Source organism: Flavobacterium sp. XGLA_31 (assembly GCF_051547105.1).
Taxonomy (GTDB): Bacteria; Bacteroidota; Bacteroidia; order Flavobacteriales; family Flavobacteriaceae; genus Flavobacterium.
Map to the genome: position 1 here is coordinate 254,071 of NZ_JBPTTM010000001.1, position 14,623 is coordinate 268,693.

11 protein-coding genes are annotated in these 14,623 nt (G+C 41.3%); 2 read left to right on the forward strand and 9 right to left on the reverse strand.

What is annotated here, in order from left to right; translation table 11 throughout:
- Positions 1 to 44 precede the first annotated feature (44 nt).
- The 3 genes from ACSVH6_RS01080 to ACSVH6_RS01090 form a co-directional block, all read right to left on the reverse strand.
- Positions 45 to 1,073, reverse strand: a complete 1,029-nt coding sequence (locus ACSVH6_RS01080; protein WP_438074695.1) for an asparaginase — start codon at positions 1,071 to 1,073, stop codon at positions 45 to 47.
- Positions 1,063 to 2,199, reverse strand: a complete 1,137-nt coding sequence (locus ACSVH6_RS01085; RefSeq protein ID WP_438074696.1) for a 1-acyl-sn-glycerol-3-phosphate acyltransferase — start codon at positions 2,197 to 2,199, stop codon at positions 1,063 to 1,065. The genes ACSVH6_RS01080 and ACSVH6_RS01085 overlap by 11 nt, the downstream gene beginning before the upstream one ends.
- 63 nt (positions 2,200 to 2,262) lie before the next feature.
- Positions 2,263 to 3,033 carry a TatD family hydrolase gene (locus ACSVH6_RS01090; RefSeq protein WP_438074698.1) on the reverse strand — a complete coding sequence of 257 codons (771 nt, stop codon included), beginning with the start codon at positions 3,031 to 3,033 and terminating at the stop codon, positions 2,263 to 2,265.
- Positions 3,034 to 3,115: 82 nt separating this feature from the next.
- Between ACSVH6_RS01090 and ACSVH6_RS01095 the strand changes: the two genes are divergently transcribed.
- Entirely contained in the window at positions 3,116 to 3,553 is a 438-nt protein-coding gene (locus ACSVH6_RS01095; protein ID WP_438074700.1) for a retropepsin-like aspartic protease, read from the forward strand.
- On the opposite strand, the gene ACSVH6_RS01100 is transcribed toward ACSVH6_RS01095, so the two are convergent.
- The 6 genes from ACSVH6_RS01100 to ACSVH6_RS01125 all read right to left on the reverse strand — a co-directional run bounded on the left by ACSVH6_RS01100 (position 3,516) and on the right by ACSVH6_RS01125 (position 13,949).
- Entirely contained in the window at positions 3,516 to 4,763 is a 1,248-nt protein-coding gene (locus tag ACSVH6_RS01100; protein WP_438074702.1) for a TCR/Tet family MFS transporter, read from the reverse strand. The two genes, ACSVH6_RS01095 and ACSVH6_RS01100, sit on opposite strands and share 38 nt — an antisense overlap.
- Positions 4,764 to 5,197: 434 nt before the next feature.
- Positions 5,198 to 6,310, reverse strand: a complete 1,113-nt coding sequence (locus ACSVH6_RS01105) for a hypothetical protein (protein ID WP_438074703.1) — start codon at positions 6,308 to 6,310, stop codon at positions 5,198 to 5,200.
- A gap of 37 nt (positions 6,311 to 6,347) precedes the next feature.
- Positions 6,348 to 7,724, reverse strand: coding sequence for a T9SS type A sorting domain-containing protein (locus ACSVH6_RS01110; protein ID WP_438074705.1), 1,377 nt, complete (start codon positions 7,722 to 7,724; stop codon positions 6,348 to 6,350).
- Positions 7,725 to 7,875: 151 nt separating this feature from the next.
- Entirely contained in the window at positions 7,876 to 9,582 is a 1,707-nt protein-coding gene (locus tag ACSVH6_RS01115; protein WP_438074707.1) for a helix-turn-helix domain-containing protein, read from the reverse strand.
- A 207-nt stretch (positions 9,583 to 9,789) separates the two neighbouring features.
- On the reverse strand, positions 9,790 to 11,025 hold the full coding sequence (gene odhB / locus ACSVH6_RS01120; RefSeq protein ID WP_438074709.1) for a 2-oxoglutarate dehydrogenase complex dihydrolipoyllysine-residue succinyltransferase: 1,236 nt from the start codon (positions 11,023 to 11,025) through the stop codon (positions 9,790 to 9,792).
- 149 nt (positions 11,026 to 11,174) lie between these two features.
- Positions 11,175 to 13,949, reverse strand: coding sequence for a 2-oxoglutarate dehydrogenase E1 component (locus ACSVH6_RS01125; RefSeq protein WP_438074711.1), 2,775 nt, complete (start codon positions 13,947 to 13,949; stop codon positions 11,175 to 11,177).
- 115 nt (positions 13,950 to 14,064) lie between these two features.
- Here ACSVH6_RS01125 and ACSVH6_RS01130 point away from each other — a divergent pair, with 115 nt between their 5' ends.
- A complete protein-coding gene (locus ACSVH6_RS01130) occupies positions 14,065 to 14,613 on the forward strand; it encodes a hypothetical protein (protein ID WP_438074713.1) in 549 nt (182 codons plus the stop codon).
- Positions 14,614 to 14,623 lie beyond the last annotated feature (10 nt).

Consider the following 14,623-nt stretch of genomic DNA (forward strand, 5'->3'; position numbering starts at 1 on the left):
GAACAACATTTTTTTTCAGTAAAAAAAGTCCGAACTACAATTTATTATTGCATTTCGCCTCGAAGTGATGTTTCAAAAATGGTTTTGAAAACTGCTGGTGCCACATTTTGTCCTAACAGGTACATCAGCTTGGTAATGGCGGCTTCAGTCGTAATATCTTTTCCTGAAATCACTCCGATTTTCTTGAGTTGGGTACTGGTTTCATACTGCCCCATATTAACGCTACCTCCGGAGCATTGTGTCACATTAACAACATGCAAACCATTCTTAATCGCTTTCTTGAGGATTTGAATGAATGTATCATCTGAAGGTGCATTGCCGGAGCCATACGTTTCCAAAACAATTCCTCTTAAATTAGGGATAGCCATTATAGATGACAATACGGATTCGCTGATACCCGGAAACATTTTAACAATCATTACATGGTCATTCAGTGTTTTGTGAACTGCCAGTTTTTTATTGATCTGCTTTTGTAAAATGGCATTCGGATTAATGTTCAAATGCACTCCCGATTCTGCCAAAGGCGGATAGTTGGGCGATGCAAAAGCATTAAAATGCTCCGCATTGATTTTAGTGGTACGGTTTCCGCGGTATAGTTTGTATTCAAAATACAAGCAAACCTCGTTAATAACCGGCTGTCCTTTGTGATGCAGGGTAGCAATTTGAATGGCCGTAATCAGATTTTCTTTGGCATCCGTACGCAAGTCCCCAATCGGTAATTGTGAGCCGGTAAACACCACCGGTTTATTTAAATTCTCCAACATAAAACTCAACGCCGAAGCAGAATAGGACATGGTATCAGAGCCGTGAAGCACTACAAAACCATCAAAATTATCATAACTATCTTCAATAATTGTAGCCAGATTTTCCCATTGCTCCGGATTCATGTTGGAGGAATCAATAGGTTTTTCAAAAGAGACGGTCTCAATATTACAATCCAATTGTTTGAGTTCGGGAATTTTTTGCAGCAACTTTTTAAAGTTGAATGCTTTGAGTGCTCCCGTTTCAAAATCTTTCATCATTCCGATGGTACCACCGGTGTAAATCAAAAGGATGTTCGGTTTAGATTGCATTCTCGTATTTGGATTTATTGACTACCGGATTGGCATACATCGCCAGAAAACTTTCTACCATTTGAGGATTATTTTCATCTATTCTCATCTCTAATCTGCGTTCGAAAATAGACTTTTCACTCTCTGTATACAAATGACTGTACATGTTGGTTTTATGGAGTAAATCATAGGCTATAAAATTTGTAGGCCACAATTTATAACTCTGCAAAATAGAGTCGTCAATAACTTGTGCCAAAGCCTGAATTCGTTTGTTGTTGTTGTCAAATTCTTCGGTGATTTTATCCAATTCATGGTCTAAAACATCTCCAATATGGATATGAATGCGTTTCTTTTGACCAATAATCCCGCTCAATAGCGTGATAAAATCCTCGTTTTTTTCCTTGATGTATTTTTCGGCATTTGCTTCCGCCATCAATTGTGGCATTTTCAAAGCATCCGTAGGATCGTATTCATACGAAATGGAAACGGGTACAATTTTGATTTTTTTGAAATACTGCATCATACACTCTTCGTCTGAACCCATGGCCAACATTTTCAATACTCCGGTATGGGTGGCGTCGTTGCCGTCTTTGGTTCTGCCTTCGCGCTGCGCAATCCAAACCGAGCGGTTTTCCCGCAACAACAATTGAGCGATGTATTCTGACATCAACTTGGAACTTTCTAACAATTCTCTGGGTGGCAAACCACGTTGTACGATAAAGTTTCGGTTGAGCTTAGACAGGGTTTTAAGAAATGATTTTTTAACCAAATTATCTCCAATGGCTGAGGCGGTCATCACCAAGCCATGGTCAAACAAGGCTACGTTAAGCAAAGAAGTATCAAGAATAATATCCCTGTGATTAGAGATAAAAAGATAAGACGTGTTGGGTTCTAATTTTTCAAAACCTGAAGTTGTTAAGCCTTCCGAGCTTTTGGCCAAGACTCTTTGTACCGATTTGTAAATGAAATTACATTGAAAATCACGGATGGAATGGGTCATTTTGAGTTGATTTTTCCATACTTCATCCGCTACATCAGGAAATGTAAAATCCATTAATGCCTTCATCATGGGGTGATTGACAGCTGATTGAATGGCGTCATTCACTTCGGCGTCATAGAAAGGACGAATTTTATCAAACTTCTGCATCTTGGCTTACATTTTTGAAAAACAAATGAACAAAAAAAAACTCAATTTTTGATGATTTCTGTATTAAATCCCAAAAACAGCTTTTGCGTTTTCGGTGGTGATTCGGGCAATTTCCTCTAAAGGCAATTGGTAAATCTGTGTCAGTTTTTCGGCTACGAGCCTGAGATAACTACTTTCGTTTCGTTTGCCGCGATAGGGAGCCGGAGCTAAATAAGGAGAATCTGTTTCGAGCACAATGTGTTGCAAATCGATTTCATTTAAAAACTGGTCAATTTTTCCGTTTTTGAAAGTAGCTACACCTCCGATTCCGAGTTTCATATTTAAGCCGATAGCCCTTTGCGCCTGATTGTAATCTCCGGTGAAACAATGAAAAATTCCAAATAAATCAGCTGCTTTTTCACTCTCCAGTACTTCAAAAACTTCATCAAAAGCGTCACGGCAATGGATGTTGATTCCCAACTTGTATTTTTTGGCCAGTTGTATCTGATGCCGAAACGCTTCCTGCTGGATAGTCAAAGTAGTTTTGTCCCAATACATATCGACGCCTATTTCTCCTATGGCATAGAACTTTTTCTTAGCCAATTCGGCTTCAACATGAGCCAACTCCTGTTTGTATGTTTCGGGTTTTACATAACAGGGATGTAAGCCCATCATCGGAAAAATATTCTCCGGGAACTGAGCTTCTAAATCGTACATTTTTTGGGTATACTCCGAGTCAATGGAAGGGACAAAAAAACGCGAAACTCCGGCAGCAATGGCGCGTTGTATCATTTCGGTTCGGTCTTGGTCAAATTCTTCGGAATAAAGGTGTGTATGTGTATCCGTGAGTATCATTGGAAAAGAATAGATTTCAAAGCGGCAAAGTTACAAAGTTTGCTATCGTTTTTTGAATTACATTTGACAACATTCTTTTTTTATGAAAAACCTACACGAAGTTCTCCAAAAAGAAAAATACAAGAAAATCAGATTTACCGTTTCCAAAACACAGCATTTGCTCATTAAAGCTAAGATTAACGGTGTTTCGGGAAGCTTTATTTTAGACACCGGAGCCAGTAACAGTTGCGTGGGATTTGACAGCATTGATTTTTTCCAACTGAAAGCCGGAAGATCAAAGACCAAAGCGGCCGGTGCGGGAGCCACGGGCATGTTTACGCAATTGGCCAAAAACAACAGCCTGCAAATCGGGCGCTGGAAGACTGATGCTTTTCATTTGGTTATTTTTGATATGTCACATGTCAATGAAGCCTTGCAGCAGCACAAAGCCAAGCCGGTTCATGGGATTATTGGTGCGGATATTTTATTGGAAGGCAAGGCCATTATTGATTATTACCATCATTGTTTGTATCTGAAGTAAAGTGTTTTTTTAATGACACATACGCCAAGACGGTACTGATTAACATTAAAAATCCTCCCAACAGAAAAGGGGCCCCGGGCAATGGAAACGGCGCTTCTTTATGCGTAAAAAAGTAAAAGGTATTGGTCATCATGGGCGGCCCGACTATAGCGGAAGCACTCATCAAACTGGCTAGGGTCCCTTGAATTTCCCCTTGCTCATTGGGTGGTACTTTACCTGAAATTACACTTTGGAGTGCCGGTCCGGCTATGCCTCCCAAACAATACGGAATGAGGAAGACAAACATCATCCAGCTTTCGGTGGCAAAGGCAAAGAGCAACATCCCAATGGTATACAGCGCCAAACCGATATAGATACTTTTTTCGTTTCCGAGCCGTGGACTCGTCCAACGAATCAATCCGCCTTGTACGATACCGACTAACAACCCCACTACTCCCAAGGAGATGCCGACCATTTTTTCATCCCAATGGAAGCGATACATGGTAAAGAAACTCCAATTGCTCTGCACGGCATGCCCACCAACGTACAAGAGAAAAACCGCCAGTATCAACCCGATTAAGGAGGGGTATTTTTTCAAGTTGAGCAAGGCTCCTATGGGGTTGGCGCGTTTCCACTCAAACTCTCTACGGTTTTCCTGAGATAACGATTCGGGTAGAATAAAATAGCCGTACAGAAAGTTCAACAGACATAAAATTGCGGCCGCATAAAAAGGCACTCTGGATCCAAACTGCCCCAGCAAACCTCCGATTACCGGTCCGATGATGAACCCTAACCCAAAGGCAGCCCCAATCATTCCAAAATTCTTGGCGCGGTTCTCGGGTGTGCTCACGTCGGCAATGTAGGCCGAGGCCGTGGTAATACTGGCTCCGGTCATTCCGGCAATGATTCGCCCTAAAAACAACCAGACAATGGTGGGCGAAAACGCCAGCAACAAATAATCTAACGCAAAGGCGAAAAGTGAAATTAAGATAATAGGCCGTCTGCCGTACTTGTCACTTAAATTTCCTATGAGCGGTGCGCAAACAAACTGTGTTATGGCGTAGGCAAACGTAAGCCAACCACCGTATTTGGCTGCTTCACTGATATCCCCATTTATCAATTCCCTGATTAGTTTGGGAATTACAGGTATGATAATCCCCCAGCCCGTAATATCGATGAGCATGGTGATAAAAATAAAGCCGATAGCTGCCTGTTTTGGGTTCGTTTTCATAGTTCCTAAAGTGAATCACAAATAAACAAAAAACTATTATATCATCATGGTGTAAAAAAGAGGAGGCTGTAAAAATACTGCAACTTGTGGGGAATACAACCGGAAGGGGTACCGTGGAACACCGCCTGATAAAGCGTGTTTGGTTCGGCTATAGTGTACCTCTTGTGGCACTTTGATACGCTACAACTACGCCACAACTACGCCATAACCATCATTGTGCTACTGTTTTTGACACGAAAAGCCACTTGAAGGTGCAACGGTAGATTATTGTCCGGCGGTGGTTTTGGCAGCCCGATTCAGGTTATAAAAAGCGAAACCCGACTTTTCAGTCGGGTCTCAAGCCACAATTATTATTTGTTTTCCAAGTACTCTGATTTTGTTTTGTACTTGATTATCATTCGCTTCAGAACACTATAGTTTCTGACTGCTGCTGACTACTTTTCTAATTTCATCCAGAAGAAGTCGTTCCATCCTTCGATTAGACGAGTTGGATCGGTGTTTTTAGCTCTGTCTTGTTCCGGGATTTGAACGATTCTTTTGTCTTTTACATCGAACTTGTAAATTCTCGGTTTGGCTTCTCCTTCAACGGTCAATTCCACTTTGTAGGCACCATCGGTTAAATCGGCAAATTTAATTTCACCCGGTTTGTCCACTCTTTTGAACGCACATTGCTCTTCGTTCCATTTTCCTTGTTCAACCTGTGCGGTAGTTGGTCCGTTGCCATAATTTAACGCAAACAGTTTGTTGTCTTTGAACATTTTCACACTCCATTTTACACTTTTGTTGGTCTTGGCGCTGTTGGCCGGATTTGGTTTAAACTCCTCGTGTGTGATGTAATAACCAAACAACAAGTTTCCGGTATCGGCATAATTCATGTAGGCATAATTATTCCATGGACCACGAACTACATACATTTCATTCATCGCCGCATACGGATCATTATTGGTTAGTTTTACCAATTCAAAATCGAACGAATAAAACATTTTGTCTCCGGCATAAAAATCCAATCGGTAATTCCCCGGACCCCAGTCTGTAATAAAGGATTCTGAATGTCCTACCCACTCGCCATCGCGTTTGTAACGACTACTTGGCTCATTGAATTTTGTTTTCTTCCCGTCGTCAAAAACCTGGTCACCGGAATATTCAAAATAGTTCATGTACTGGTTGTCTTTGAACACCTTGATACGTAAATACTCTGACTGATCCGCAAAGGCATTCACGGTTCTACCGTCAACCGTTTTATTCGGGATAAAAGTAGCGGTATAACTATTAATTAATCCCGGATTGGAACCTGTTCCGTAAAGAAGCGAGTTGAACGTTACCGCCGGTGTTTGTTTGAACGTAGTCCAATCCAATTTTAAACCTGTCGGGAAACCGCCGCCACCGCCTTTTTTCTTTTTGTCGGCTTTGTTGACCACTTCTTTTCCTTTGTCAACCGCATCCGATACCTGTTCGGCTTGATCTTTTGCTTTTTTTAATTTGCCTAATAATTGGGCTTGGCTATTCACTGTGAAAGCGATACACGCCAACAAAATAATTTTCTTCATATTTTGATTGTTTATAAAAAATAGTTACTACTGTAGATTATTCTTTTACGACTTTTACTGTTTTTACTTCGTTACCAGCCGTTACTTTCATTACATACGTGCCTGCAGACAACGCGGCAATATCAATTGACGTTTCGTTGCTGTTTACAGATTTCGTATAAACTTCTTGACCTAACAAATTATAAATTGAAACCGCTGTAATTTCTTTATCAAAAGAAAAGTTTAAAATGTCTTTAACCGGATTTGGATATATTTTTAATTCGTTAGTAGCAAAATTTTCTCTAGATAACACCGTTGGATAACAAGAAATGTACGTTAGCGCATTTTTATTGATAAGGGTTCCGTCTCCCAGTTGTCCATTATCATTCTTTCCGGTAACTCTTATGAAACCGTCCCCGCTTCTTTCTAAAACATGATAGTATCCGGTAGCAATTTCATAAGAATTTGTAGCGGTTCCAACCTGAGTGAATACCAATACATCAGCTGTAGTACTTGCTCCGTTACCTAACTGTCCTACGTCGTTTCTGCCGGTACTCCAAAGGGAATGATTGGTTTTGATGGCATACGTAAAGCTTCTACTTGCCGATACATCCAGCCAATTGGTTTCTGTGCCTATTTGAACCGGAACATAGGATATCATAGGCGAGGTTACCATTCCGTATTCTCCACTGGTGTTAGCACCCCATGCCCACAGTGTCCCATCTGTTTTTATACCCATAGAGTGAAAGTAACCGCCATCTACTTTTTGCCAGTTGGTATCAGTACCTATTTGAGTTGGAACCGTTTTATCTGTATCTGTTCCATCTCCCAGCCAACCCAGTGCATTACGACCCCACCCCCAAAGCGTGCCATCAGACTTTATAGCCAAGCCGTAACTATGACCTGCTGAAACGAATTGCCAATTGGTATCGGTTCCTATTTGAGTAGGTGAAATTCTATTAGTAGTTGAATTATCTCCTAACTGCCCGTAATTGTTTCTTCCCCATGACCATAAGGTACCATCAGTTTTTATGGCTAAACAAAAGTCAACAGACGAGCTGATACTTTGCCAAGTTGATCCCGGGGCTACTTGTACGGGCACAAGAGAAGACACCGCTGTTGTACCCAAACCTAACTCCCCGTTAAAGTTAAAACCCCAAGCCCAAAGTGTCCCATCTGTTTTTAAGGCATAGGATGAACTAAAAGTGGCATAGACTTTCAGCCAATTGGTATCTGACCCAATTTGAGTCGGTATGGTTTTATCAACAGTAGTATTGTCACCCAATTTCCCTGTACCATTAGAACCCCATGCCCAGAGTGTTCCATCCTCTTTAACCGCTAATGAATGATTGTACCCTGCGCTGATACTTTGCCAGCATTGCGCAAACGTTTGTAATGATAGTAATAGTAATAGGAGCGTAATTGTTCTTTTCATAATTCTGTTTTGGTGGAATTCGTTGGGGTTAAATTTTGATTGAATTCCCGCCAAAACTATGCGATAAGAACTGTCAGACCAATTTGTTTATCGGACTATTTATAAATAATCGGTAGCTAAAATGAAATGTATTTTATTGATTTTAAAATACTTAATCTGAATTTTCTAATTTTTCGATATAATAATTCGGAGAAAGACCCGTTTGCTTTTTAAAAACGCGAACCAGGGTATTGGCATCCTTATACCCCACTTCTTCCGCAATAGCCTGCAGGGTATATTTACGAAAATGCGGTACCTCAATCAGCTTTTGGAGCACATAATGAATGCGCAATTCCTGGGTATATTCTGAGAAAGTTTTTTGCATGACCTGATTGAAGTATTGTGACAGATACGCCGTATTGGTATTTAATTTTTTGGCTACAAACGCCAACTTGAAATTCGGGTCTAAATAAGCTTCTTTCTGCTCTAACTTTTTTAACCCTGACGCCAATTTCTCGACAAGCTCCTCATCCATGAGTGGTTTGGGTTGTGCTTCTGTGGTATTGACAGGTACTTTATGAATATCTGAGGCTTTCGACTCCTTCAGATTTTGAATGATTTTTAAAAAACGGTAATGCTTTTCTTTCTGATCTTTGTAGTAATAATAAAAAATGAACACCACGATGGCCAGAATAATCAAAATACCATAAAGAGAGATTTTAAAATAATTCTTGGCCGTAATAATTTGATTGGATTCCTCTTTGATGACATTCAAATCATAGTTGTGCAGGAAGTTCAACGATTTATTTTTTATGCCTTCTATGGATTGAATCAGGGCCAAGCTTTTTTGGGCGTAGCGGTAGGCATTCTTATGGTCCTTTTTTTCACTGTAACACAGTGTCATAATGTTATAGGCCATTAAGAGGTTTTCTTTTGACACTTTGGTTACAGGGTAACTCCTGATGTATTTTTCACTGTAGAAAAATGCGGAATCCAATTGCTTTACATGGTAAAAACAATCGGCCATTCCTAAATCAAATAGCTGTACGGTTCTGATGTTCTCCTGAACCACCGGATACTTCTTCCCTTTTCTGTATAAAGACAATGATTTGGAATAATCTCCTCCTAAAGCCGCGCTTTTAGCTTCACGCATGTAGAGCAATGCCTTGGTATATTCCGGATAAAAATTGTCTTGTATCAGCATCGTGGCTGCCGCGTTAAAGTAATAATTGGCAGAATCCAAATACACTCTTTTTTTAGACTTGATATAATACTGTTGGTAGGCTTCTCCTATGAAATTGTTTTTATCCGCAAATAACTTTTTATTCATTACTTTTTTTTCCCCTACGCCTAATTTCAGGTGTGGTGACGTCATTAACTCTTTCTTCAAGAGTCTAATCCCATTGACATAATCGCCCATGGCCACTTTTATCAAGCCATATTGCTCGTTAAAACGATTGTCCGGTAACTGTTTTTTATATTTATCGAGATAAAACAAGGCCCTGTCATAGTCGCCTAAATTTTTATGGATATAGAACAGCTTGTTGACGCACATGCCCAGCAAATCCTGGTATACTTTGCTTGATTTGGGCAAGTCACTCTTTTCAATTTTTGCTATAAGCGCTAAGAGCAGTTGCCCGGAGTGGGCCAACTCGGATTTATTGTAAAAATAATTGGCTACATAGTAGTTGCCGTAAAAACGAAACAACTCGTTTTCAGAATTACTGATTTCCAAGGCTTCGGCATACGCCTGCTCCGGATTGGCGATAAGTTGTTCTTGTATGCTTCGGGTTTTTTTAATTTCGAGCTCCGTTAATTCCTGAGCAACTGCCGAAGAGAAGGACAATAATAGTATGCAATAACAAATAATTTTATACATGAGTAAAACTAAAAAAGGGGCAAAAAAAATTTAGTCTGCTAAAATAAATAATAACCCTTAACTTTTTATAAATTCTCCTGAAGAATCATTTTTATTCTGAAGGCTCTCTTTTTTTAAAATTGACTCTTTTGCTTCAAAAAAAATCCCGCTCAGATGACCAAGCGGGATTTACATATATAGGCGCCTCGTCCGAGGCAGGTAGAAACCCTAAAGCTCTAACGCTTTCTTAGGGTTGTTGTCCATCAAAATTTCCACCGGATTTTCCAAAGCTTCTTTTACCGCTACCAAGAATCCAACTGACTCGCGTCCGTCGATGATTCGGTGGTCATACGATAAGGCCACGAACATCACCGGGGCGATTACGATTTGGCCGTTTCTTACGATAGCTCTGTCCACTACATTGTGCATCCCAAGAATTCCCGATTGTGGCGGGTTGATGATAGGTGTGCTCAACATGCTTCCGAAAACACCTCCATTAGAAATGGTAAAGGTTCCACCTGTCATTTCATCTACCGTGATTTGTCCGTCACGGGCACGTAAGGCCAATCGTTTGATTTCGGCTTCTACGCCACGGAATGACAATAACTCTGCATTGCGCATTACCGGCACCATCAATCCTTTAGGACCTGATACTGCTACGGAAATATCACAGAAATCATAGGAGATTTTCTCCTGACCGTCAATCATGGAATTTACATCCGGGTATAATTGTAAAGCGCGAGTTACGGCTTTGGTGAAGAAGGACATAAAGCCCAATCCTAACCCGTGTTTGGCTTTGAATTCTTCTTTATATTGGTCACGCAATGCGTAGATGTTGGTCATGTCTACCTCGTTGAAGGTCGTCAACATGGCGGTTTCGTTTTTGGCTGCCACCAAACGCTCTGCCACTTTACGACGCAACATTGACAATTTGGTTCTTTCTGAACCACGGGTTCCTCCGGTTGGCGTTCCCATAGAAGGTACAGCGTTAACGGCATCCTCTTTGGTAATTCTTCCGCCTTTTCCTGTAGCCACTACATCTGAAGGCTGAATCCCTTTTTCGTCTAATATTTTCTTAGCGGCCGGTGAAGGCGTTTGCGCTGCATAGGAGGCCGCTGCCACCGGAGCCGGAGCTGCTGCTTTAGGTGCTTCTGCTTTCTTTTCTTCAACTTTCGGAGCTTCCGCTTTCACCTCCGCGGCTGCCGGAGCACTTCCGCTTGGTTTAGCGGCACCGGTATCGATTAAACACACAACCGCACCAACCGCTACCGCATCACCTTCAGCTGCTTTTAGGGTGATGATACCACTGGCTTCTGCTGGTAACTCTAAAGTGGCTTTGTCTGAATCTACCTCAGCGATGGCTTGGTCTTTTTCTACGTAATCACCGTCTTGTACTAACCAAGTTGCGATTTCTACTTCTTTAATCGATTCTCCCGGTGAAGGGACTTTCATTTCTAAAATCATGATTTTGTATTTTAGTTTATGTTACTGGTTCTGTTTGTGTTGCTTTATTTTTAGCCCTGATTGGAGCGGCATCCTTTTGTTTTTCCTTCGACAAGCTCAGGATGACAAAACAAAAGATACAGCGGAGAGCAGGTATCAGCTCCTAAAAATTAGGAACGGAATAAATTCTTATCAAATACCATTCGAATCGCATCCGCATGACGTCTTCTGTCTCGGGTGTGACTTCCGGCGGCCGGTGCCGCGTAGGCTTTTAACGAAGCCAAACGCCATGGTACCAAGTCGAAATTCATCAACATGTAGCTGTAAGCCCCCATGTTTTTCGGTTCTTCCTGTGCCCAAACGAAATCGTCGGCATTCGGGTAAGCGGCAATCACGGCTTTCAATTGTTCTGTCGGTAACGGGAACAACTGCTCTATGCGAACCAAAGCTACGTCATTTCTTCCAAGGTTTTCTCTTTCGGCTAAAATATCATAATAGAATTTTCCGGTACAGAATACCACGGTTTTTACTTTTTTCTTATCTACTGATTTATCATCAATTACTTCCTGGAAACTGCCTTTGTACAATTCCTCACGTGTGGAAACACACAATGGGTGGCGTAACAAACTCTTAGGTGAGAACACCACGAGCGGCTTGCGGAATTTGGTTTTCATCTGACGACGCAACAAGTGGAAGAAGTTGGCCGGCGTGGTACAATCGGCTACGTACATATTGTGTTTGGCACACAATTGCAAGTAACGTTCCATACGTGCTGAAGAGTGCTCTGCTCCTTGTCCTTCGTAACCATGTGGTAACAATAGAACGATTCCGTTTTGGTTGTTCCATTTGTCTTCGCCACACGAAATGTATTGGTCAATCATGATTTGGGCCCCGTTGGAGAAATCTCCGAACTGGGCTTCCCAAATGGTCAAGGCATTCGGGTTGGCTAAGGCATACCCATAGTCAAAACCTAAAACGCCATATTCTGAAAGGAAGGAGTTGAATACGTTGAACTTCCCTTTTTTATCTTTTACTGCATTCAACAAGATTACTTCTTCTTCGCTGTCTTCCACTTTTACCACGGCGTGACGGTGCGAGAAAGTTCCTCTTTCTACGTCTTGTCCGGAGATACGAACATCGTAGCCTTCGGTTAGTAACGAACCGTAAGCCAACGTTTCAGCGGTTCCCCAATCGATGGCATCGTTATCGTACATGGTTTTGCGATCAGTTACGATTTTGGTAATCTTACTAATGAATTTTTTATCGGATGGTAAAGTCGAGATGGTTTCCAAAATAGCATCCAATTTCTTTTTGTCGAAAGTGGTGTCTACTTTTTTCAGCATTTCGTCATCTGAAACCTGTACAAAACCTTCCCAAGCATCTTGTAAAAAAGGTTTAATAATGGTTAAATCTTTTTTACGGGAAGCTTGCAGATTTTCATCCAACTTCGCTTTGTATTCGTTTTCAATTTTGGTCAAATAAGCGGCATCAACAATTCCGGCGGTAATCAGTTTTTCGGCATAAATCTCTCTTGGGTTTTTATGACGGGCTATGAGTTTGTACAATACCGGTTGGGTGAATCGCGGTTCATCCCCTTCGTTGTGTCCGTATTTTCTATAGCCTAACAAATCGATGAATACATCGCGGCCGAACTGCATGCGGAAATCTAAGGCAAACAACATGGCGTGTACCACGGCTTCGGTGTCATCGGCATTGACGTGCAATATCGGCGACAAGGTAACTTTGGCCACATCGGTACAATAGGTTGATGAACGGGCATCCAAATAATTGGTGGTAAACCCAACCTGGTTGTTGATGACGATGTGAATGGTTCCACCGGTTTTGTAACCGTCTAATTGCGCCATTTGCACAATTTCGTATACGATTCCCTGACCGGCTACTGCGGCATCCCCGTGAACGGCGATAGGCAATACTTTAGAGAAATCCTCCGGGAAATATTTGTCTTGTTTGGCACGGGTAATTCCTTCAATCACGGCTCCTACCGTTTCCAAATGCGATGGATTCGGTGCCAGGTTGATGTTGATTTTTTTACCCGTTTTGGTTTTGCGTTCCGATGTCAGACCCAAGTGGTACTTCACGTCTCCATCGAAATATTCTTTGTCGTAGTCTTTTCCATCAAATTCGGAGAAAATGTCTTGAGTTGGTTTTCCGAAAATGTTGGCCAGTGTATTCAAACGACCACGGTGGGCCATTCCCATCACGAAATGCTCCACTCCTTTTTCGGCAGCTGCTTCGATTACGGCGTCCAAAGCCGGAATTAAACTTTCTCCTCCTTCGAGAGAGAAGCGTTTTTGTCCTACGTATTTGGTATGTAAAAAGTTCTCAAAAGAAACTGCTTCGTTGAGTTTCCCGAGGATGTGTTTTTTTTGTTCGGCGTTGAAATTGGGTTGGTTGTCATTGGCATTGATGCGCTCCTGTACCCAATTTACGAAAACAGGATTCTCCATGTGCATGTACTCAATACCGATATGCTGGCAGTAAATACTCTCGAGATGTGTCAAGATTTGCTTTAGGGTGGAAGGTTGCTTCCCTAAAATTTTAGCCGCATCAAAAACAGTATCCAAATCGGCTGAAGTGAGTCCGAAATTTTGGATATCCAAATTGGGCTCGTAGACTCTACGGTCGCGGACCGGATTGGTTTGAGTGAATAAATGACCGCGGGTTCTGTAGCCGTCAATTAATCGTAATACATTAAATTCTTTTTGTAATTTATCGGAAACAATACTACAATCTTGGTTGCTGTTTAGTGTGGCCACTATTTGCTCCCCTGCATTTTCTTCGTTGTAGGTCGTCATTCCAAAGTCGAACCCTTGAAAAAAGGCTCTCCAGCTTGGTTCTACGCTATCGGGATTGTGAAGGTATTGTTCGTATAAATCGGCAAAAAATTCGGTGTGTGCTGCGTTTAAAAAGGAAAACCTATCCATAACTTTTTACTAAATATTCAGTGGTTTAGAAAATCAACTGCAAAAGTATGACATTTGTAATAATCTTTCAATGTTTTTAGTACATTTATATCGCTAAATAAATATAGCTCTTTTCATGAAAAAGAATACTTTAAAATTCAATTGCCACTTATTGATTTTGATGCTGGTTTTTGGCATTTCCAATGTCATTTTTGCCCAAGAAAAACCATTACCCAAGGCCAAAACCGGAGCATTTTGGGAACATGTGCAATTTGGTGGTGTTTTTGGTCTTTCTACCGGCAATGAATTCACGGACATTACTGTTGCTCCGAGCGCTATTTATAATTTCAATGATTATTTTGCCTTGGGAACCGGTTTGCAATACAGCCATTTAAAACAAAAGAACTATTACACCTCGAATGTGGTGGGAGGCAGTATCATCGGTTTATTTAATCCTATTGAAGAAGCTCAGTTATCATTGGAAGTTGAAGAAATTCATGTCAACTCCACTTACGCTGATTTGTATAACAATGTGAAAAAGAGCTTTTGGAACACCGGCTTGTATGTTGGTGCGGGATATCATGCGGATAACATTACCATCGGCGCCCGGGTGAATGTACTTTATGACAAGAACAAAGATATTTACGGCAGTGCCTTTATGCCCTTTATCAGAGCCTATTTTTAAACTGTATCAC